Genomic DNA, 20,694 nt, shown 5'->3' with positions numbered 1-20,694 from the left:
TATGAGACTAATAGCTTATAGCGTGGTTTGATGATGTTTACGGCTGTGGCGAATAGACAACCAAGCAGTAACGCTCAGTACAATCACAATAAAGCCCAGTGAGATCCAAATTGGCATGTGGAAGACATCCAGCATCAACATTTTAAAACCAATAAACAGCAAAATTAGACCTAAGCCATAAGGTAAGTAATGCATTTTACTGGCTGCACCAGAGAGCAAGAAAAACATGGCACGCAAGCCTAAAATAGCCATTAAATTTGCAGTTAGGACAATAAACGGGTCGGTGGTGACTGCAAAAATTGCAGGAATTGAATCGACGGCGAAAATCACGTCAGATGCTTCGACCAAAATTAAAACTAAAAAGAGTGGTGTGGCCCAAAGTACGCCGTTTTGGCGAACAAAGAATTTGTCTTGTTGTAGTGTTGGCGTGATACGCATGTGTTTGCGTAACCATTTTAACAGCGCCATATCTTCGATGTTGCTGGCTTCTTGTTCTGGGCCTTTTAAGAATTTAAAGCCCGTGTATACCAAGAATGCGCCAAACAGATATAGAATCCATGAAAATTCTTGTACGAACCAAGCTCCAATAAAAATAAAAATGGTTCTGAGTACAATTGCACCTAATACGCCGTAGAGTAAAATTTTGCGTTGTAAACCTGCAGGAATTGCAAACGCGGCAAAAATCATTAACCAGACAAAGACATTGTCAATTGCTAGAGATTTTTCCAGTAAATAACCCGCAAAGTATTCCATGACTTTGGTATTGGCGATTTCAACACCAAAATGCTGTTTGAGGTATAGCCATAAGCCGCCACCAAATAAAGCCGCAACACTGACCCAGGCTATACTCCAATAGGCAGCAGTTTTTACTTTGACTGATTCGCCTGCTTTTTGCCGAAAGCCTAAGAAGTCAATAGCGAGCATGACGGCCACAATTGCAAAAAAAGCGGTGTAAAGCCATAAATTGCCGATAGATTCCATACAATCTCCGCATCCGACAATTGGCCACAAAAAAACCTTGACCCGTTGTCAGATGATATAAAACATCTGTAACAACATGATCAAGGTCTTGCCTACATCGTGCTGAAATTTTTATGTATTCAGGCACGATGCTCAGCGTCCGACTTTTTGCAAAGTGTAATGACGAAACGCTGACACGTTAAAATTGATTTTAACGTTTGGAGGAGGCTACTCCCCTTGTTCAAACAATTTGGGATTAGGCCATGGCCTAAATCTGTGCAAAGAATTACATAATTTTAAATAGAGTGCAATTTTTTCTGTGCTAGAGCGATGCTAGCTATGTACAAATTAGCACAATACATTTTTGCTGAATGTGGCAAATTTAAAAAATAGATTTAGTGTGATAGGTGATTTATGCAAATTCAACATCAAGAAACTCAACGTGGCGGTGAATTTTTTATTGAACGTGATGGTCGGCATATCGCTGAAATTACTTATCAATATCAAAATGAAGCGACCATAGTGGCAGATCACACTTGGGTAGATAATTCCTTGCGTGGACAAGGTGTAGCACGTCAATTATTAGACGCCTTGGTTGCATTTGCACGTGAAAAGCAGCTTAAAATTGTCCCAACCTGCTCTTATGTTGATGTGATGTTTCAGCGCGAAGCTGAATTTGCTGATGTAGTGGCTTAGCGTTTTTGAATAGCTGCGCACCCTCAATGAGCTTAGAGTTTAGAACATGTTGGGCTAAAGAGCGTTTATTTTGATGTATCTCAAGAAAAACAAGCCAATCCACAAAATATGAATTGGCTTGTCGAGTACAGTTCAGTCTAGTTTATTCGTAATTAATCATCACTTTTAGGGCTTTTTCATCTGAAGCATGTTTAAACACATCATAGGCTTTTTCAAATTCAGCGAATTTGAAATGGTGGGTTGCCAGTTTTTCCAAAGGTAACTTACCTGAACAGCATGTTTTTAACAGCATGCCTGTGGTATTGGCATTTACCAAGCCTGTAGTGATAGTTAAGTTTTTAATCCAGAGTTTATTCAACTCAAAGTTGACAGACTTACCATGTACGCCCACGTTGGCAATATGTCCGCCTTCTTTCACTACATTTTGGCAGATATCCCAAGTCGCTTCGATACCAACAGCTTCCATGGCACAGTCAACACCACGACCACCCGTAATTTCTAAAATACGTTGTACAGCGTCTTCTTTGGCTGAGTTTACCGTATGGGTTGCACCTAGCTCTTTGGCCATTGCCAAGCGGTTATCATCCATATCTACTGCAATAATTTGTGCAGGAGAATAGAATTGTGCGGTAAGCAAACATCCCATACCAATTGGGCCTGTGCCCACAATTGCAATGGTATCGCCTGGTTTGACATCACCATATTGCACACCAATTTCATGTGAAGTTGGCAATACATCTGACAAGAATACTGCAACTTCTTCGTTTAAGCCTTCAGGTAATAAATATAAAGAAGTGTCTGCAAATGGGGTGCGTACATATTCTGCATGGGTACCGTCAATCATATAGCCCATAATCCAACCGCCTTCGTTACGACAGTGTGCATAGAGTTGCTTTTGACAGTTTTCACAGGTACCACAACGGCTGACGCAGGAAATAATTACCTTGTCGCCTTTTTTGAAGTTTTTAACAGCAGAACCGACTTCTTCTACAATCCCAATACCTTCGTGACCTAAAATACGGCCGTCAAAATTGCCTGTTTTCGCTACGGCTGTCTCTTGAATTTCAGGGTTTTTACCTTTCCAGATACCTAAGTCAGTACCGCAAATTGTGGTTTTGGTCAGGCGAATCACTGCATCAGTCGGTTGTAGAATTTCTGGACGTGGTCGATCTTCAAAACGGATATCATTAGCGCCGTGATAGACCATGGCTTTCATTGTTTTTGACATTGTGACTATCCTTCTTTAGTGATTATGATGAAAGACATCCAGCAGCCAACCTGTTGCAATTGTCATGCTCGCAGGATGTTATTCTTCTAAGGTAACAGGACAAGATGACAAGTTCATTAGCAAAATCGTTGCTTTTTAAAAATAATATATAAATTTATAATATATAAAAAAGGCCGTATTTTTTGCAAAACACGGCCTTTAAATGAAATTAATGGTTTAAGCGCTGTGTTGCAATGCTTGCATCAGTTTTTGGTGCAAGCCACCAAACCCACCATTAGACATAATCACGACTGCATCGCCCTCACCTGCTTGGCTGACGATGGTTTGAATGATCTCATTCAAAGTATTGGCCACCACAGCATGATTGTCTGCAGCGGCAACCACGGGTTGTAAATCCCAGTCTAAGCCTTCAGGTTGATACCAGATCACAGCATCGGCCAAACGTGCCGAATAGGCTAAGCCATCTTTGTGACTGCCCATGCGCATGGTGTTAGAGCGTGGTTCGATAATTGCCCACAATTTACGTTCACCTAAACGTTTGCGTGCACCTTCGAGTGTCGTTTCAATGGCAGTTGGGTGGTGGGCAAAGTCATCATACACCTCAATGCCGCGCGGTGTGCCGAGTAATTCCATACGGCGCTTGACCCCACCAAAATTGGATAGCGCAATACATGCCGTTTCAATTGAAACACCGACATGCTCGGCTGCGGCAATGGTGGCTAAAGCATTGGCAACACTGTGCTGCCCTGTCATATTCCAGCGTACTTCACCTTTGATTACACCGTTTTGTAGGACGTTAAAGTGTGAACCATCTGCTGCAAGTTGTTCTGCATACAGTTCGGCATTTGGCTGTGCATCGAGCGAAGTACGCAGCACAGGCGTCCAGCAACCCATCTCCAGCACTTCATCAATATGACTTTCTGTAATTGGGGCAATAATGCGGCCTTCACTTGGAATGGTACGCACTAAATGATGGAATTGTTTCTGAATTGCAGCCAAATCATCAAAAATATCGGCATGGTCAAATTCAAGATTATTTAAAATAGCCGTTTTAGGGTGGTAATGGACGAACTTGGAACGTTTATCAAAAAATGCAGAGTCGTATTCATCGGCTTCTACACAGAAGTATTTGCCAGCACCTAAACGTGCACTTTCGCTAAAGCCCAACGGAACGCCGCCAATTAAAAAGCCAGGTTCTAAGCCTGCCTGATCTAACACCCACGCCAGCATGGTGGTGGTGGTGGTTTTACCGTGTGTACCTGCAACGCCCAGTACATGCTTACCTTGCAAGACATGATCGGCCAGAAACTGTGGGCCAGAAATATACGGCAAACCTGCATTGAGCATGTATTCAATCGCATCAATCCCGCGTTTCATGGCATTGCCGACAATCACCAAGTCAGGATGCGGTTGTAAATGGCTGCGGTCATAGCCTTGCATTAAGGTAATGCCTGCATTTTCTAGTTGGGTCGACATCGGTGGATATACGTTTTGGTCTGAACCTGTGACGGTATGTCCTAAATCACGGGCTAAAAGTGCCAAAGAGCCCATAAATGTGCCACAAATACCCAAAATATGCAGATGCATTCCGCCTTACTCCACTGCTTTTATAGACACATCACTTATCTGTTGTGCTGTTGTCGTGATTAATTTGATTTGAAGCAACGATAGCAAGGGTTTTGGCGAAAAGATAGTGATTCTTGTATCTAAACAGCATGATTTTTAAAGTGAGATCTAAGCAGATGTATGACGATGGCAGTGCTTAAAATTCAGTAGAAGATAAAAAAATTGTCTACGTGTATTTTTAAGGTCGAATCCCCGTAAAATAAACTGAAATTTTTAGATAGTACGGCACAATGTCTTCGGCACTTTTACTTTTGGTGATTGCAAACTGTTTTATGACCTTGGCTTGGTATGGTCATCTCAAGTTTTTACCGCACGATGCACCGCTGTGGCAGGCCATTTTATTCAGTTGGGTGATTGCCCTATTTGAATATAGCTTGATGATTCCTGCAACCCGTTTGTTGGCACAGCATGGCTGGGCGGTGGGTCAAATGAAAATTACCCAAGAAGTTGTGACCTTACTGGTTTTTGTGCCATTTATGATTTTTTTATTTAAGCAGCCTTTTAAACTGGATTATGTGTGGGCAGCCTTATGTTTATGTGGTTGTGTGTATTTTGTGTTTCGTACCCCCTAAAAATCGGGGAATTCTGACTTAAACAGGTTTGGGAATCCCCTATTAAGTTTATAGATTTTAGATTGTTCAGCACTTAGCCGATAAAAATTATGAAAAAAGCCTACTTGGTGGCTGTGTTCAATTTTAACAAGTCGAAAAATCAGTCTATAATGTGGAGTTCTTATTCAAGCTTGGCTTTCTCGCCTGAATTTATCTTTCCTTAGTTTCGTTTCTGGAATATTTGTAATGAATGCGGCCGCTGCACAAGACGCTCCTCTCGTTGGAATTATCATGGGTTCTCAATCGGATTGGGCAACTCTCGAACACACTGCCAATATGCTGAAGCAGCTTGGTGTCCCATTTGAAGCGGAAGTTGTTTCTGCACACCGTACCCCAGACCGCTTATTTGAATACGCAGAACAGGCACGTGAGCGCGGTATTCAGGTGATCATTGCAGGCGCAGGCGGTGCAGCACATTTACCAGGCATGTGTGCAGCCAAAACTGACTTACCTGTGTTGGGTGTACCTGTAAAATCTTCTATTTTAAATGGTGTCGATTCATTACTTTCAATTGTGCAAATGCCTGCGGGTATTGCGGTAGGTACTTTGGCGATTGGGCCAGCGGGTGCGACCAATGCTGCGATTATGGCTGCACAAATTTTAGGTTTAACCCGTCCAGAGATTGCAACAAATGTTGCCAATTTCCGTGCCGCGCAAACTGAGAAAGTCTCAAGCAACAATATTCCAGGTCAGGCTTAAGCGGGACAATTACTATGGATAAGACCATCGGTATTTTTGGTGGTGGACAGCTGGGCCGTATGATGGCGCAAGCGGCTTTACCGCTAAATATTCAATGTACCTTTTTTGAAGCCAGTTCAGATTGCCCTGCGGCAGCTTTGGGTCAGGTATTTGCCAGTAAAAGCGAAAATAGCCTTCAAGATTTTATACACAGTGCCGATGTATTCAGTCTTGAATTTGAAAATACGCCATTGGCAGATGTAGATGTCTTGATTAAACACAAAGACTTACATCCACCACGTCAGGCCTTAGCAATTGCACAAAACCGCTTGCTGGAAAAAGGCTTATTTGATGAATTAGCGATTCCTGTTGCGCCGTATAAAGCAGTCAACTCAGTGGAAAGTTTACAAGCTGCTGTAGCTGAACTCGGTCTGCCGATTGTGCTAAAAACTGCTACAGGCGGCTATGATGGCAAAGGTCAGTTTGTACTGCGCAGTGCCGAGCAAATTGAACAAGCTTGGGCAGAATTAGGCCCTGCAGGTAGCCTGATTGCAGAAAGTTTTGTTAGCTTTTCACGTGAAGTCTCTATTATTGCAGTGCGTGGTCAGCAAGGTGAAGTAAAAACTTGGCCATTGGCAGAAAATCATCACCACAATGGTATTTTGTCACATTCAATTGTACCTGCACCAAACAGTGCAGACTTGCAGCCTATGGCGCAGGAATACATCACTCGCCTACTCAATCATTTGAATTATGTGGGTGTGTTGACACTAGAACTGTTTGTGACCGAACAAGGTTTGTATGCTAATGAAATGGCACCACGCGTACACAACTCTGGTCACTGGTCTATTGAAGGTGCAGTGTGTTCACAGTTTGAAAACCACATTCGTGCCGTGGCAGGACTGCCATTAGGTTCAACCGAAGTGGTACGTCCAACGGTAATGGTCAATATTATTGGCAAGCATCCAAAAACTGAAGATGTACTGGCACTGCATGGCGCACATTTGCACCTATACAATAAAACTGAGCGTGAAGGCCGTAAAATTGGGCATATTACCTTAATGCCGAATGATGCAGCTGAATTGACAGATTTATGCCGCCAATTGGCAAAAATTTTGCCAAATCCTTTGGCACTCAGTGAAGATATGTGTATCTAAGCCTATACATAATCGAAAAATTATAAAAAAGCGTTCAAGATTGAGCGCTTTTTTTCTCTCTTAGATTCTCAAATGAAGTGCAACAAATTTTAAATCTTACTATTTCAATACTTTCTACCGTTTATCTGTAGCCAATTGACCCTGCAATTCTGGGTTGATTAAGATAAATTTGCTTTAATCAACACAAACAATTGTATCCAACAGCGGCTCTTAATAAAAATACAAACAAGTTTGCTTAGAAAAAACAGTAGTAATGAATTCAAAACTTTAAATTCAAATGGCGTGTTTTAAATTTAAAGCTGTGGTGTAACTTTGAATTTAAACATGGAGAGTGAATTTAAAAATGGGTAAATAGTTTTGAATTTAAATAAAAAGTGTTGGTTGTTGTTGTTTTTAAATTTAAAAAAACTGCTTTTAAATTCAAATCAATTACTTCGGGAAATGCAATATATCCAGTTTTGTGGATAACTTTACTCATCTTAATTTAAATTCAAACTTTTAAATTTATAAGCCGGCTGCTTGGCTGTAATTTTGAATTTAAAAATAAAAAATATAGTACTTGTGGATAAGTTTTTTAAATTCAACAACCAAATATGAATTTAAAATTGAGAAAATGAATTTAAAGTTACAGATTTTCATCTGATCTCTAAGGCTGAAGGTGTTATGGTAAAGCCATGATTTAAATTCAAAGCACATCAAAGGATATTATGCATCGTTTCGCTGTGATTTTTGCGACTGCTGCAATGGCAGCAACTCAGGTTCAGGCCGAGCTGATTATAAATGGAAAAACCATGACCGTAACACCTGCGGTCAGTTCATCTGCCAATTTTCAACCACAAAATCATTTTCAGAGTTGTTTGGCCAATTTACGTAGTCAGGCCATTGCCAAAGGGGTCAGTGGCAGCAGCTATGACCGCTACACTCAAAATTTAAGTCCAGACTATTCGGTGATTGAGCGTTTAAATTACCAACCTGAATTTTCCACGCCAATCTGGGATTATCTGTCAGGGTTGGTCGATGATGAGCGTGTACAGTTAGGACAGCAAAAATTAGCGCAGCATCGTGAAGTGCTGAATCGTGTTGCTGCAGCTTATGGCGTACCTGCCGAAACTGTGGTGGCGGTTTGGGGCGTGGAAAGTAATTTTGGTGCAATCTCTGGCCGCTATCCATTATTACAGGCATTGGGTACTTTGAGCTGCGAAGGACGCCGTCAAAGTTATTTCCGTGGCGAGTTTTTTACCACCATGCGTTTATTACAACGTGGTGATGTCACTGAATCACAATTAAAAGGCTCATGGGCAGGGGCGTTTGGACATACCCAATTTATGCCATCGACCTATGACGAATTGGCGGTCGATTTTGATGGTGATGGACGTCGTGACTTGGTTTCCAGTATTCCAGATGCTTTGGCTTCCACTGCTAACTTTTTAAAACGCCGTGGCTGGCAAACAGGGCAGCCGTGGGGCTTTGAGGTGAATGTTCCTGCCGGCATGTCGTTGAGTGGAGAAGGGCGACGTAATAAAAAATCACTAAGTAGTTGGGTCAACCGTGGATTAACTCGTGCAGATGGCTCAGCTTTAATTCAGGGCAATTTGTCGGGTAGTAGTCAGGCTGGTTTAATGGCGCCTGCAGGTGCCAATGGCCCTGTGTTCTTGGTGTTTAGAAACTTTGATGCAATTTATAGCTATAACGCAGCAGAAAGTTATGCCTTAGCGATTGCGCATTTGTCTGATCGTTTAATGGGGCAGTCCGCTTTCCGCACGTCTTGGCCAACTGATGATGCGGGTACATCCCGCGCAGAACGCCGAGAAATTCAACGCTTTTTGTTAAATCGTGGTTATGACATTGGGGAAGTCGATGGTTTAATTGGCGACAAAACCCGTCAAGCGATTCGTCAGGAGCAAATTCGACTGGGGTTGTCACCTACAGGTCGGGCAGGGCAGCAAATTTTGCGTGCATTCCGTAATGAAACTGCCAAACAAATGATGCAATAATTGGCATGTATTTCTCAACAAAAACAATGTGTTTGCATAAAAAAAAGGTCTGCTTTCATTGCAGACCTTTTTTATATTTTAGCTAAAGCTCAATATTTATACCGCAGAGGTATCAATCTTCACAGCTTCGAGCAAATCAAAAATCACAGTCGTGACATCTTGGCTTAATTCACGATTATTAAAAATTTCGTAGGCTGAAATGGTGATGTCTGTATCACTTGGTAGTAGACGTTGTTCTTCTTCAATTAAATGCTCAATTGGAAGTAAGGTCTGTCTAACTTCAAGATGCAAAATATCTTTGTATTCAATATTTTCATCATCTAATTCAATGATTTGCTCATTAAAATATGGCAATAAAATCGAGTGGAGATAAGGTTGAAGCTCAACAATATCAAAAATTTCGATATCACGGGTTTGTTCAATCGTGCTGATGTGGTCATTTACTTCAATCAGAATATGGTAGTAACTCACATGAATCTCCACAGATCGTTCAGGGTTATACAGAGCGTCCACAATAACATGAAATGAGTAAATTTGCTGCCTCTTCGCGTGTAATGCCTATGTAATGATGCGGCGGGACAGACTGTCTTGTTGTTTCAGTTCGGCCTGATTATTTAATGCCGTGCATGTAGCAAATCAATATCAGCAGGTCGGAGTTGGAAATTGTGCAACTGTTGATCTTTTAACATGGGGTACATCAGGGCATGTGGGTCATTGTGATGTTGCAAGCCAAGTGCATGTCCAAACTCATGTGCCAAGGTTAAGCGTAAATCATCTTCAGATTGAAACTCATAAATTCGGATAGCGCGTCCATCAAAACTGCCTTTATCAAATAAACGAGGTTGAAAGCGGATGTTATATTGTTGTATAGATACATCAATGTCCTGATTCAGTTGATTGAGTGCATCTACTTGTTGATTAAGCTGATTAATTTGCTGATTAAATTGCGCAATTTCATGCTCCAAATTCCACATGTGTTGCTGGATGTCCTGCTTTTTGGCTGCAAAAACCCCATGTTGTGACGGATGTAATCCACCACTTTGATTAATCTGCTGAACTTGTTGATTGTATTGTGCGAGTTGCTGCTCAAACTGCATTTTTTTAGCAGCAAGTCGCGAATTTTTGTCATCAATTTGCTGTTTAAGCATCTGAACTTGCTGGCTTTGTTCATTCCAATACTGTTGACGCTGTTCAATTTCACTGAGCTGTTGACGACGTTGATTAGACTCATCTTGTCGTTGGTCATAAATTAAATGAATTGCGAGTTTGGCCTTCGGGTCATAGACAAAATAATCTTGTCCCGTACCGTGTTTCCAAATATCGGTAGCTTCCTGACTGATGCGAAGCAGATCGGCTTGGCTCAATCCAAAACGAGGGTCTAGTTCTGCAATACGGTAGCGTAAGCGTGTGTCTAAAGGATGTTGCAATCGATCAAGTGCGGTATTGTGCCGTGTATGAGGGTGATGAATATTTTGATAAATCAGCAAAATAGCAAACAGTATGATTGCACCCAAAAGAAACAAACGCATCGCCAAGCAACTTCCTTTTTTGACTTACTGTAGCCGAAAGCAGGGCAGTAACTCAATCTATTTAGAGGTTTCTCAGGCTTTAGCGTATTGATTTGAGAATCTAAGTTTTAAAAAAAGATGCATATTCATTGAGCATAAAAAAAACCGCACTGCAATGGCTTGCAGCGCGGTTTTTGGTTTGTGTTAAAGCGACAAATTATTTTTTGTCATCTTTCACTTCGGTGAATTCAGCATCAACGACACCATCGTCAGCTTTTTGTTGACCTGCATCGCCTTGGAATGCATTCGGGTCAAAACCTTGTGCACCACCTTGACCTTGTGCAGCTTCATAAGCACGTTGTGTAATTGGCATTATGATGTTTTGCAATGCTTCAGTTTTCGCTTTGATTGCATCTACATCATTTTCTTTCGTCACTGCTTCAAGTTCAGTGACCGCAGTTTCGATCGCAGTTTTCTCATCGGCAGTGACTTGTTCACCAAGGTCTTTCACTGCTTTTTGAGCTGAAGAAACAAGTGCATCGGCTTCGTTACGTGCTTTTGCAAGTTCTTCAAACTTACGGTCTTCTTCAGCATTCGCTTCAGCATCTTTGATCATCGCTTCAATTTCAGCATCGCTCAAACCAGAGTTTGCTTTAATTTGAATTGATTGCTCTTTGCCTGTGCTCTTGTCTTTAGCAGATACTTTCAAGATACCGTCAGCGTTAATGTCGAACGATACTTCAATTTGTGGCACACCACGTGGCGCTGGTGGAATGTCACCTAATTGGAAGTTACCCAACAATTTGTTTTGTTGAGCCATTTTACGCTCACCTTGGTAAACCGAAATATCTACCGCAGGCTGGTTGTCCGCTGCTGTTGAGAACACTTGAGATTTCTTCGCAGGAATCGTGGTGTTTTTCTCAATGATTGGCGTCAACACACCGCCCATCGTTTCAATACCAAGCGTTAATGGTGTTACGTCTAGAAGCAATACGTCAGTTTTGTCACCAGACAATACCGCACCCTGAATCGCTGCACCAATTGCAACTGCTTCGTCTGGGTTCACGTCTTTACGTGGTTCTTTGCCAAAGAACTCTTGTACTTTTTGTTGTACAAGTGGCATACGTGATTGACCACCGACTAAAATTACGTCAGAGATGTCTGAAGTTGAAAGTCCAGCATCTTGAAGCGCAACTTTACATGGCTCAATAGTACGAGCAACTAAGTCTGCCACTAAACCTTCAAGTTTAGCGCGTGTCACGTTAATCACTAAGTGCTTAGGACCTGTTGCATCTGCAGTGATGTACGGCAAGTTAATTTCAGTTGCGTTAGAAGAAGAAAGCTCGATTTTTGCTTTCTCAGCCGCTTCTTTTAGACGTTGTAGCGCCAATGGATCTTGCTTTAAGTTGAAGTTTTGTTCTTTTTTGAACTCTTCAACCAAGTATTCGATCAAGGCATTGTCAAAGTCTTCACCACCTAGGAAAGTATCACCGTTGGTAGATAACACTTCAATTTGCTGATCGCCATCTAGGTCTGCAATTTCAATGATAGATACGTCAAAAGTACCACCACCCAAGTCATACACAGCAACTTTACGGTCGCCTTCTTTCTTGTCCATACCAAATGCAAGGGCAGCAGCAGTTGGTTCGTTAATGATACGTTTAACTTCTAAACCAGCAATTTTACCCGCATCTTTCGTTGCTTGACGCTGCGCATCGTTAAAGTACGCAGGTACAGTAATTACTGCTTCAGTCACCGTTTCGCCTAAGTAATCTTCGGCAGTCTTTTTCATCTTTTTCAAAGTTTCAGCAGAAATTTGTTGTGGCGCAAGTTTCTTGTCATTCACTTCAACCCAAGCATCACCATTGTCTGCTTTGATGATTTTGTAAGGTACAAGACCAATGTCTTTTTGTACCGCTTGGTCTTCATAACGACGACCGATTAAACGCTTAATAGCGAATAATGTATTTTTTGGATTGGTTACCGCTTGACGCTTTGCAGATTGACCTACAAGAATTTCGCCATCTTTATACGCAATAATAGATGGAGTTGTACGTGCGCCTTCTGCGTTTTCAATTACTTTAACTTTGTCGCCTTCAAGTACCGCTACACATGAGTTAGTTGTACCTAAGTCAATACCAATGATTTTAGCCATTTGGATGTTTCCTCAAAAATTCTTTTGCAATGTTTTCACTTGTTATTCGATATGAGAGCCAATCAAAATTTTTCAAGTTGTTTAGATGAAAATTTTTTATCAACCCTCGAATTTATAAGGCTTAAGCGCCAACCATCACCATTGCAGGGCGTAGTAAACGACCATGTAGGGTGTAGCCTTTTTGTAACACGTTACCAATTTCGTTGGCTTTCGCAGTTGGATCAATACCCACTGCTTGGTGTAGGTCTGCATTGAAACCGCTAGCTGTATCAATCACCACGACACCAAATTTTTCTAAGGTGCTGAGTAAAGATTTCAACGTAAGTTCCACACCTTCAGACAATGCGGTTTTTTCATCGCCATTGGCGGCAATGGCACGTTCAAGGTTATCTACAGAATCCAATAACTCTTTGGCAAACTTTTCCAAAGCAAACTTTTTAGCGGTATCTGCTTCACGTTCTAAGCGTTCTTTGGTTTTTTCAGCTTCGTAAACAGCATTGGCAGTACGTGCTTTTTCCAGTTTTAGGCTTTCTTCAAGTTTGCTCAGTTGTTCTTGTAAAGATTCAACGGAAACTTCTGCTTGCTCAGTATCTTGCGCTATTTGTGGTTCCGTTTGCGCTTGCTCAAGGTCTTGAGTTTGCTCGTTCTGCTCAGTTGCCATTGATTTACTCCGTTTAAATGGGTTTTTAAACATGTACAGTCCTTTGGCGTCAGTGCTAATGCAAACTGCGTTATTGCTGAACTGCCATGGTTCGAGAAGTTCGTAATTAGCTAAGAAATCGGGGCAGGGCAGATAAAATTCAAGCGTCTTTGCAGATTAATTTTATTTTGCTTTGAACTTTAACTAAAAATAACGACTTTTCCGCACTTTAATGTTGCAAGTGAAGGAGGGTTTGAAGCAAAAATGATGCGGCATTTTGGGGCTTAAAAATGGGTTTGAAAGCAGAAAAGTAATAGATTTGTATAGGGGTTGATCTGGTGCTTCCAGTTTTATATTTTAGCTTTCATCAAGTTGCTGTGCTAATGGTGTGTTAAGTAAGAGCTAAAACAAATAATTTCAGAGAAATTAAATATTTTACAACAGTCTATACGCTACTTATTCTTTGTACATGGATGCTATGTCGCTGTAGTTTCTGGTGTATTGTTAAATGTGTTTTCTGGCTTATCCAACCTCTGGATAAGCCTTTTTTTTGCTTGATGAGTTAAATTTTTATAGAGCTTTTTTTTGTGTCTTTGCTGGTCTAAGAAGAAAACAATATTTATGAAATTTTAATATGCTAAAATTAAAAATAATCATTCTTAGTTGATTTTAATAAAATTAAAAACCAATTTTATATATTGCAAATGGTTAAAAAAAATTCGTCGAAGAGATGGTTAGTATTGGATATAGAGTAAATTTTGCTTTTTTTTACAGAGTTTGGTTATGCCGGTTTTCATTGTTATAAGTATTATTTTTATAATACTTTTATTCATCTTTTACTTTAAAAAACCTGAAAGGTTAGAGGGGAATTATAAAGATTTTCAAAAGATTATTCTCTATACATCTGATTTTTTGGAAAAGAATCCAAAGGAAATGACAATACTTCTAAATGATGTTACTTATTCTGAGTTATTAAATTTTATTGAAGGTAATCCTTCACGTATTTCTCAATTTGAACAAATAGATAAGATAGCTATTTCCTTTGCTATTCTTATAGATAATTCAGAATACAAAGTATATGCATCGAAGTTTGTGGCTGACAAACTGATAATTGCTGCGAAGAAATCAAAAAAATAATAACTTTAAAAGGAGATAAATATGCTTATTTGGTTTGTAGTAGGCATGATAATTTTATTTTTACTAGTATCTAATCATTTTAGAAAGTACAAAGAAGCTGATGAAAAATCTTTAAGACCTATGTCTGAGTGGGCAATTCTCGCTAATAGTAGTTTTCCTAAAGACAAAGAAAGAATGGCTTACAGTTTGATAATTCAATCGGGGTCTATTCTTGAAAAAATGGATGTAATCAAGCTCAAAGAACTTAGAGCTCCAATGCTTGTACCTGATTTTACAAACTCTAATTTTATTTTGTTTGTAATTAGCTTGGCTCCTAATATTATTCCTGAATCAAATAAAGAGTCTTTGAAAGATAGTTTTTATAATCAGCAAGCTAGAGTTTATCTTGCTAATTGTATTGAAGTTGTACTCAAATTTGGTGAATCAGGGGTTTTGGATAGAATTATTGCTGAATCTTGTACACCAGCAAGAGAGTGGTAACTCATTTAGTTTTATAAGTAATATTTTTTTGTTTACAGTCTGATTATCACGTGTGAGAAAGGCATGTTTCATGCCTTTCTTAATCACGCTCTTTACGGTTTTCCTGCCAGCGTTTTTGTTGTGCATCACGCTGTTGTTGCATGCGTTTACGTATATCTTCACGTTTTTTACGTTCAGCTTCGACTTGCTGTTTACGTTTTTGTTCAAGCTGCTTGCGCTGTTGTTCCGAAAGTCGTTTACGTTGCTCAGCTAAACGCTGGCGTTCTTGCTCGTGTTTTTGCCGTTGCTGTTGCAATTGCTTTTGTCGGTTTTGCTCCCATTCACGACGCTCAATTTCACGCTTGCGACGTTCTAATTCTACCCGTTGTTGGCGTTGTTGATATTCCCAACGCTGACGATCATAGTCATAACGTCGATCATCATAATCATGGCGGCGTTCATAACGAGGATCATAGCGACCATCGTAGTAACCATCTTCAGGAAATGCGACACAGCCTACGGCTAAAAAAGCAGTAGCGCATGAGAGTAATATCAGTTTTTTAGCCATGTTCCACCTCCTGAGCCAATCTATGAATTTGCATGAAACATGCATAATGGGCAGCTAAATTGTCAATGACAGCGTCATAAAAGCAGGTTAGCGTATAGTAAGTTTAGATATGTATAACGATTGAAGCACTTGTATAACAAAATGGTCATTTTGCATTTAATCATGAAGAAATGATGAAGAATTTACGCATATAAAAAGGAACAATCATGCAAATCTTGAATTCATCGCTTAAACAGAGGTTGCACAAAGGGCAGGGAACGGCTGCGCGTCTTTTAAATAAATTACCCGATCGAGCGCATGAAGCCTTGGCGCAGGTCTTGGCTTATCCTTATCAATATCCAGACCTTGATCCTTTTATTAAATGCATGATGGCGGCACAGTTAAAGCAAGGTAAAGTTGGTTTTATTGGTGCAGACCCCATTCAGTCCAGGCAGCAATTTGACCGTCAAATCGAATCTATTGCCAGTACGCCTACAGCAGTCAAGCGTGTGGAAGAGGTTCGCTTAAATTTACCCAGCGGTGATATTGCAGCCCGTTATTATCATCCTGCACCGCATAAGAAATTGCCTTTAATTGTGTTTTATCATGGTGGTGGTTTTGTGGTGGGTGGTTTAGACAGCCATGATGAATTCTGCCGTTTGATGGCCGTGCATGCCAATGCGCAAGTGTTGAGTGTGGCGTATCCACTTGCACCTGAAGCTAGTCCACAGCAGATTATTCAGGTCTGTGAAGAGGCTTTGGCGTGGGCTTATCAACATCGTCGTCAAATGAAAATTTTAAAAAACCGTATTGCGGTGGCGGGTGATAGTGCTGGCGGTAATATTGCGGCAGTGGTTGCGCAGCGTAGTGTGCACAGTGCCTATGCACCCGAGGCACAGTTCCTGATTTATCCTGCATTGGATTTTAAAAGCCGACACCCTTCATTTTTTGCCTATAAAGATGGCTTAGTGCTCACAGAGCAAGATATAGATTTCGTGACGCATCACTACGCTACGCAGCACCAAGTGGCTTTGGATGATCCGATTATTTCTCCAACTTTTGGGAAGTTGAAAAAACTAGCGTCTGCTTTTGTGGTCACAGCAGGGCATGATGTGCTGCACGATGAAGCTGAAATTTATGCACATAAATTACGTCAAAATCAGGTGACGGCTAAGTATGTTGAATATTTAGATCAGGCACATGGCTTTATTAACCTGAGTTTTGTGTCGAGCCGTGCTAAAAAACTTAGCATTGAAATGTGTGAAAACTTTAGAAAATTTTGGGATCGTCCTCGCCATTAAAAATCTGTATATCTGGGTTCAATTTGTTTCACGTGGAACTTTATTTCTTAGAATGAATTTTGGCTTCAGGAAAAATCAGTTCAAATGCAGGCACGTAAAAGCCAGTCAATAAACGTGCCTGGGAAACATCTGGAAATAATGAGGAGTTGGGTTGCCAAGAAACTTGTTTCAGTGGTATCAATTGACCACGAAATGAAGGACTAAAGCGATAACATTCACCTTGCCACATTTGTGTGATCTTTAATAATGCAGCGGGTAGATATTGACTATTTACATTGATGCATCGACCTTTTGCGTGCTGCTCAAATCGAATACAGAGTTCTAAATCTGCCTGTCGAATGTTACAAGTGCTTTGCTGAGCATGCGTCTGCCATTCAAATGTGGCCAATTCTTTAGGAATCCCCCAAAGTTGTTGCCCATGCTGAACAGAAGATTCTGTGGAAACAAAAATCTTGGGAATATTGGATAACACACGTTGCTGCAATACGGGATGATCTAAAATCAGCAGTTCATCATAGGCGCCAATTGGACTTTGTGCATAGCGCACCAACATGACTTGTACCACACGCCCAAATGCTGAAGGTGTTAAGCCAAAAATCTGTGCCTGTTTTAAAGCAGAGGAGCTGAGCCAATAATTTAGAATATAGGCTTCACCTTGCAACAACCAAGGCGGCAAACACAGCTCGGTATGATCTGAATTATTTTTATACATAAGTTTTCCAGCGTGATAAAAAATAGCCACTGATTTATTTTCGTAATCTTATTAATATAGACGAATTCCGAATACAACACAGATGGATTGCCAAGTAAATGTTAAAACAAAGTATGTTCACACTTGCCGCAATGGCGATGAGCTTTAATGTAATGGCGGCAAACAGCATTATTGAAATGAAAACCAGCATGGGCAATATAGAAATTGAGTTGTTTAATGACAAAGCGCCTATTTCTGCAAAAAACTTTGAAGATTATGCCAAGTCAAATTTCTATAATGGCACAATCTTCCACCGTGTGATTCCAGGCTTCATGGTGCAAGGCGGTGGTATGGATGCCAAGATGCAAGAAAAACCAACCAAAGCGACCATTCGCAATGAATCAGGCAATGGCTTGAAGAACACACGCGGTACTTTGGCAATGGCACGTATGAATCATCCCGATTCTGCAAGCAGCCAATTCTTTATTAATGTGGCAGATAACGACTTCTTAAATCGAAGCCCTCGAAATGCAGGTTATGCAGTATTTGGTAAAGTCACTAAAGGTATGGATGTGGTAGATCGTATAGTGAAAGTACCGACGGGCAACTATGGGATGCACCAAAATGTACCTAAACAAGCGGTTAAAATTCTAAGTGTTACGGTCAAGCCAGCGGTTGCTGCAAAATAAGTAAAGATTGATGATAAAAATATAAAAAAGATATTTTTATTTAAAATTAAGTATTTACAGGGTGTTTTGTGTATTTATGAGCCAATATGGTGCGTAAAAATGCAACACTCGTGAAAGCAAGCAGTTAAAAGCACTTGCACGTGTAGGAAATTGCCCTATAATGCACCCATCCCGACGCGAAACAACTTAGAAACTTAGCTCACAGGGTTAAGTTGCAGAGAAAGTTTTGCGTTATATTTTTACTGACGAAGTGAAAATAAGATCATTAAGAGATTATGAAGAACAACTTGTGTGGATTTTTACTGATTGATTGATCGAAATATTATCATTGATTGATTGGTTTAAATTACTCGAAGTTTATTTGAGCGAAATTTAAGTCAGAAAATTGATGAGCCAGATTTGGAGCCTTAGATTAAAGGTTCAAAATGATTTTAACTGAAGAGTTTGATCATGGCTCAGATTGAACGCTGGCGGCAGGCTTAACACATGCAAGTCGAGCGGGGGAGGTTGCTTCGGTAACTAACCTAGCGGCGGACGGGTGAGTAATGCTTAGGAATCTGCCTATTAGTGGGGGACAACATTCCGAAAGGAATGCTAATACCGCATACGTCCTACGGGAGAAAGCAGGGGATCATTTGACCTTGCGCTAATAGATGAGCCTAAGTCGGATTAGCTAGTTGGTGGGGTAAAGGCCTACCAAGGCGACGATCTGTAGCGGGTCTGAGAGGATGATCCGCCACACTGGGACTGAGACACGGCCCAGACTCCTACGGGAGGCAGCAGTGGGGAATATTGGACAATGGGGGGAACCCTGATCCAGCCATGCCGCGTGTGTGAAGAAGGCCTTTTGGTTGTAAAGCACTTTAAGCGAGGAGGAGGCTCTCTTAGTTAATACCTGAGAAGAGTGGACGTTACTCGCAGAATAAGCACCGGCTAACTCTGTGCCAGCAGCCGCGGTAATACAGAGGGTGCGAGCGTTAATCGGATTTACTGGGCGTAAAGCGCGCGTAGGTGGCTAATTAAGTCAAATGTGAAATCCCCGAGCTTAACTTGGGAATTGCATTCGATACTGGTTGGCTAGAGTATGGGAGAGGATGGTAGAATTCCAGGTGTAGCGGTGAAATGCGTAGAGATCTGGAGGAATACCGATGGCGAAGGCAGCCATCTGGCCTAATACTGACACTGAGGTGCGAAAGCATGGGGAGCAAACAGGATTAGATACCCTGGTAGTCCATGCCGTAAACGATGTCTACTAGCCGTTGGGGGATTTGATCCTTTAGTGGCGCAGCTAACGCGATAAGTAGACCGCCTGGGGAGTACGGTCGCAAGACTAAAACTCAAATGAATTGACGGGGGCCCGCACAAGCGGTGGAGCATGTGGTTTAATTCGATGCAACGCGAAGAACCTTACCTGGCCTTGACATAGTAGAAACTTTCCAGAGATGGATTGGTGCCTTCGGGAATCTACATACAGGTGCTGCATGGCTGTCGTCAGCTCGTGTCGTGAGATGTTGGGTTAAGTCCCGCAACGAGCGCAACCCTTTTCCTTACTTGCCAGCATTTCGGATGGGAACTTTAAGGATACTGCCAGTGACAAACTGGAGGAAGGCGGGGACGACGTCAAGTCATCATGGCCCTTACGGCCAGGGCTACACACGTGCTACAATGGTCGGTACAAAGGGTTGCTACACAGCGATGTGATGCTAATCTCAAAAAGCCGATCGTAGTCCGGATCGCAGTCTGCAACTCGACTGCGTGAAGTCGGAATCGCTAGTAATCGCGGATCAGAATGCCGCGGTGAATACGTTCCCGGGCCTTGTACACACCGCCCGTCACACCATGGGAGTTTGTTGCACCAGAAGTAGGTAGTCTAACCGCAAGGAGGACGCTTACCACGGTGTGGCCGATGACTGGGGTGAAGTCGTAACAAGGTAGCCGTAGGGGAACCTGCGGCTGGATCACCTCCTTAACGAAAGATTGACGATTGGTAAGAATCCACAACAAGTTGTTCTTCATGACGATGTATCTGAGGGTCTGTAGCTCAGTTGGTTAGAGCACACGCTTGATAAGCGTGGGGTCACAAGTTCAAGTCTTGTCAGACCCACCACTACTGACGACGCAAGAGATTGCAGAGTAAACGGAAATCAGAAACATTGACTTATTGATAAGCTGGGGACTTAGCTTAGTTGGTAGAGCGCCTGCTTTGCACGCAGGAGGTCAGGAGTTCGACTCTCCTAGTCTCCACCACGTACTTTTAAGTACGGGATAAGCTAAAGATTACAGAATTTAGTAAATAGGTTAAATCGTAAAGATTTAATGATTTATTAAATTCTGTGATTTATCACAGTGAACTACTCGCTGACGAGGCGGTAGGAAATCATTAACAGATTGGCAAAATTGAGTCTGAAATAAATTGTTCAACTCATTTAATTCAAGATTGACAGTAATGCTTCGGTGTTACGGTTTAATTACGAATTGAAATGAGAACTAGCAAATTAACTGAATCAAGCGTTTTGGTATATGAATCTAATTGAAGCTGTACAGTGCTTAAGTGCACAAGACATCAAACTGTGAATTAAATAAATATTTTATATTTATTTAATTGTCTTAACCCTAC

The 20,694-nt window shown here is 41.3% G+C and carries 18 protein-coding genes, 2 tRNA genes and 1 rRNA gene; 12 read left to right on the top strand and 9 right to left on the bottom strand.

Annotated elements, in window-relative coordinates; all coding sequences use genetic code 11:
- Positions 1-15 precede the first annotated feature (15 nt).
- Positions 16-981, bottom strand: a complete 966-nt coding sequence (locus ACNS8M_RS13590) for a TerC family protein (protein ID WP_168418726.1) — start codon at positions 979-981, stop codon at positions 16-18.
- A gap of 393 nt (positions 982-1,374) precedes the next feature.
- On the opposite strand from ACNS8M_RS13590, the gene ACNS8M_RS13585 reads away from it, so the two are divergent.
- On the top strand, positions 1,375-1,656 hold the full coding sequence (locus ACNS8M_RS13585; RefSeq protein WP_168418725.1) for a GNAT family N-acetyltransferase: 282 nt from the start codon (positions 1,375-1,377) through the stop codon (positions 1,654-1,656).
- Positions 1,657-1,798: 142 nt separating this feature from the next.
- Here ACNS8M_RS13585 and ACNS8M_RS13580 read toward each other — a convergent pair whose 3' ends face one another.
- Both ACNS8M_RS13580 and mpl read right to left on the bottom strand, forming a co-directional pair.
- Positions 1,799-2,884, bottom strand: coding sequence for a zinc-dependent alcohol dehydrogenase family protein (locus ACNS8M_RS13580; protein ID WP_168418724.1), 1,086 nt, complete (start codon positions 2,882-2,884; stop codon positions 1,799-1,801).
- Between the two features lie 216 nt (positions 2,885-3,100).
- On the bottom strand, positions 3,101-4,471 hold the full coding sequence (mpl, locus tag ACNS8M_RS13575) for a UDP-N-acetylmuramate:L-alanyl-gamma-D-glutamyl-meso-diaminopimelate ligase (protein ID WP_419224936.1): 1,371 nt from the start codon (positions 4,469-4,471) through the stop codon (positions 3,101-3,103).
- Positions 4,472-4,740: 269 nt separating this feature from the next.
- On the opposite strand from mpl, the gene ACNS8M_RS13570 reads away from it, so the two are divergent.
- The 4 genes from ACNS8M_RS13570 (at position 4,741) to ACNS8M_RS13555 (ending at position 8,950) form a co-directional block, all read left to right on the top strand.
- Positions 4,741-5,082 (top strand): DMT family protein, encoded by a 342-nt coding sequence (locus ACNS8M_RS13570; protein ID WP_168418722.1) that lies wholly within the window; start codon positions 4,741-4,743, stop codon positions 5,080-5,082.
- Positions 5,083-5,307: 225 nt separating this feature from the next.
- On the top strand, positions 5,308-5,820 hold the full coding sequence (gene purE / locus ACNS8M_RS13565; protein ID WP_168418721.1) for a 5-(carboxyamino)imidazole ribonucleotide mutase: 513 nt from the start codon (positions 5,308-5,310) through the stop codon (positions 5,818-5,820).
- A 14-nt stretch (positions 5,821-5,834) separates the two neighbouring features.
- Positions 5,835-6,956, top strand: a complete 1,122-nt coding sequence (locus ACNS8M_RS13560) for a 5-(carboxyamino)imidazole ribonucleotide synthase (RefSeq protein ID WP_419224935.1) — start codon at positions 5,835-5,837, stop codon at positions 6,954-6,956.
- Positions 6,957-7,663: 707 nt separating this feature from the next.
- Positions 7,664-8,950 carry a lytic murein transglycosylase gene (locus ACNS8M_RS13555; protein ID WP_419224934.1) on the top strand — a complete coding sequence of 429 codons (1,287 nt, stop codon included), beginning with the start codon at positions 7,664-7,666 and terminating at the stop codon, positions 8,948-8,950.
- Positions 8,951-9,046: 96 nt separating this feature from the next.
- Here the strand turns inward: ACNS8M_RS13555 and ACNS8M_RS13550 are convergent, their stop codons facing one another.
- From ACNS8M_RS13550 to grpE, 4 genes are all read right to left on the bottom strand, one after another.
- Positions 9,047-9,433: a hypothetical protein gene (locus tag ACNS8M_RS13550; RefSeq protein WP_168418718.1), complete on the bottom strand. Its 387-nt coding sequence runs from the start codon at positions 9,431-9,433 to the stop codon at positions 9,047-9,049.
- A 131-nt stretch (positions 9,434-9,564) separates the two neighbouring features.
- A complete protein-coding gene (locus ACNS8M_RS13545) occupies positions 9,565-10,479 on the bottom strand; it encodes a matrixin family metalloprotease (RefSeq protein ID WP_419224933.1) in 915 nt (304 codons plus the stop codon).
- A gap of 196 nt (positions 10,480-10,675) precedes the next feature.
- A complete protein-coding gene (gene dnaK, locus ACNS8M_RS13540) occupies positions 10,676-12,613 on the bottom strand; it encodes a molecular chaperone DnaK (protein ID WP_168418716.1) in 1,938 nt (645 codons plus the stop codon).
- A 121-nt stretch (positions 12,614-12,734) separates the two neighbouring features.
- Complete coding sequence (gene grpE / locus ACNS8M_RS13535) at positions 12,735-13,274, bottom strand: nucleotide exchange factor GrpE (protein ID WP_419224932.1); 540 nt, start codon at positions 13,272-13,274, stop codon at positions 12,735-12,737.
- A gap of 762 nt (positions 13,275-14,036) precedes the next feature.
- Here grpE and ACNS8M_RS13530 point away from each other — a divergent pair.
- Positions 14,037-14,390, top strand: coding sequence for a hypothetical protein (locus ACNS8M_RS13530; protein WP_419224931.1), 354 nt, complete (start codon positions 14,037-14,039; stop codon positions 14,388-14,390).
- 21 nt (positions 14,391-14,411) lie between these two features.
- On the top strand, positions 14,412-14,870 hold the full coding sequence (locus ACNS8M_RS13525) for a hypothetical protein (RefSeq protein ID WP_419224930.1): 459 nt from the start codon (positions 14,412-14,414) through the stop codon (positions 14,868-14,870).
- A gap of 79 nt (positions 14,871-14,949) precedes the next feature.
- Here ACNS8M_RS13525 and ACNS8M_RS13520 read toward each other — a convergent pair whose 3' ends face one another.
- Positions 14,950-15,417, bottom strand: coding sequence for a hypothetical protein (locus tag ACNS8M_RS13520; protein WP_419224929.1), 468 nt, complete (start codon positions 15,415-15,417; stop codon positions 14,950-14,952).
- A 206-nt stretch (positions 15,418-15,623) separates the two neighbouring features.
- Between ACNS8M_RS13520 and ACNS8M_RS13515 the strand changes: the two genes are divergently transcribed.
- The gene (locus ACNS8M_RS13515) at positions 15,624-16,697 is read left to right on the top strand and encodes an alpha/beta hydrolase (RefSeq protein WP_419224928.1); all 1,074 of its coding nucleotides are present in this window, start codon (positions 15,624-15,626) and stop codon (positions 16,695-16,697) included.
- Between the two features lie 40 nt (positions 16,698-16,737).
- Here the strand turns inward: ACNS8M_RS13515 and ACNS8M_RS13510 are convergent, their stop codons facing one another.
- Positions 16,738-17,409: an acetoacetate decarboxylase family protein gene (locus ACNS8M_RS13510; protein ID WP_419224927.1), complete on the bottom strand. Its 672-nt coding sequence runs from the start codon at positions 17,407-17,409 to the stop codon at positions 16,738-16,740.
- 98 nt (positions 17,410-17,507) lie between these two features.
- On the opposite strand from ACNS8M_RS13510, the gene ACNS8M_RS13505 reads away from it, so the two are divergent.
- The 4 genes from ACNS8M_RS13505 to ACNS8M_RS13490 all read left to right on the top strand — a co-directional run bounded on the left by ACNS8M_RS13505 (position 17,508) and on the right by ACNS8M_RS13490 (position 20,324).
- Positions 17,508-18,077: a peptidylprolyl isomerase gene (locus ACNS8M_RS13505; protein ID WP_419224926.1), complete on the top strand. Its 570-nt coding sequence runs from the start codon at positions 17,508-17,510 to the stop codon at positions 18,075-18,077.
- A 432-nt stretch (positions 18,078-18,509) separates the two neighbouring features.
- Positions 18,510-20,046, top strand: a 16S ribosomal RNA gene (locus ACNS8M_RS13500).
- A 61-nt stretch (positions 20,047-20,107) separates the two neighbouring features.
- Positions 20,108-20,184, top strand: a tRNA-Ile gene (locus ACNS8M_RS13495).
- Between the two features lie 64 nt (positions 20,185-20,248).
- Positions 20,249-20,324: transfer RNA gene (locus ACNS8M_RS13490), tRNA-Ala, on the top strand.
- The last annotated feature ends 370 nt before the right edge of the window (positions 20,325-20,694 follow it).

Origin of the sequence: Acinetobacter sp. A2 (assembly GCF_048537555.1) — a bacterium.
GTDB lineage: Bacteria > Pseudomonadota > Gammaproteobacteria > Pseudomonadales > Moraxellaceae > Acinetobacter.
Note: the sequence above shows the minus strand (reverse complement) of the source record. Positions and strands in the feature narration are given on the sequence as shown.

Coding starts and splice junctions, on each gene's coding strand:
- ACNS8M_RS13590 (WP_168418726.1), bottom strand. CDS start 981: ATGGAATCTATCGGCAATTTATGGCTTTACACCGCTTTTTTTGCAATT.
- ACNS8M_RS13585 (WP_168418725.1), top strand. CDS start 1,375: ATGCAAATTCAACATCAAGAAACTCAACGTGGCGGTGAATTTTTTATT.
- ACNS8M_RS13580 (WP_168418724.1), bottom strand. CDS start 2,884: ATGTCAAAAACAATGAAAGCCATGGTCTATCACGGCGCTAATGATATC.
- mpl (WP_419224936.1), bottom strand. CDS start 4,471: ATGCATCTGCATATTTTGGGTATTTGTGGCACATTTATGGGCTCTTTG.
- ACNS8M_RS13570 (WP_168418722.1), top strand. CDS start 4,741: ATGTCTTCGGCACTTTTACTTTTGGTGATTGCAAACTGTTTTATGACC.
- purE (WP_168418721.1), top strand. CDS start 5,308: ATGAATGCGGCCGCTGCACAAGACGCTCCTCTCGTTGGAATTATCATG.
- ACNS8M_RS13560 (WP_419224935.1), top strand. CDS start 5,835: ATGGATAAGACCATCGGTATTTTTGGTGGTGGACAGCTGGGCCGTATG.
- ACNS8M_RS13555 (WP_419224934.1), top strand. CDS start 7,664: ATGCATCGTTTCGCTGTGATTTTTGCGACTGCTGCAATGGCAGCAACT.
- ACNS8M_RS13545 (WP_419224933.1), bottom strand. CDS start 10,479: ATGCGTTTGTTTCTTTTGGGTGCAATCATACTGTTTGCTATTTTGCTG.
- dnaK (WP_168418716.1), bottom strand. CDS start 12,613: ATGGCTAAAATCATTGGTATTGACTTAGGTACAACTAACTCATGTGTA.
- grpE (WP_419224932.1), bottom strand. CDS start 13,274: ATGGCAACTGAGCAGAACGAGCAAACTCAAGACCTTGAGCAAGCGCAA.
- ACNS8M_RS13530 (WP_419224931.1), top strand. CDS start 14,037: ATGCCGGTTTTCATTGTTATAAGTATTATTTTTATAATACTTTTATTC.
- ACNS8M_RS13525 (WP_419224930.1), top strand. CDS start 14,412: ATGCTTATTTGGTTTGTAGTAGGCATGATAATTTTATTTTTACTAGTA.
- ACNS8M_RS13520 (WP_419224929.1), bottom strand. CDS start 15,417: ATGGCTAAAAAACTGATATTACTCTCATGCGCTACTGCTTTTTTAGCC.
- ACNS8M_RS13515 (WP_419224928.1), top strand. CDS start 15,624: ATGCAAATCTTGAATTCATCGCTTAAACAGAGGTTGCACAAAGGGCAG.
- ACNS8M_RS13510 (WP_419224927.1), bottom strand. CDS start 17,409: ATGTATAAAAATAATTCAGATCATACCGAGCTGTGTTTGCCGCCTTGG.
- ACNS8M_RS13505 (WP_419224926.1), top strand. CDS start 17,508: ATGTTAAAACAAAGTATGTTCACACTTGCCGCAATGGCGATGAGCTTT.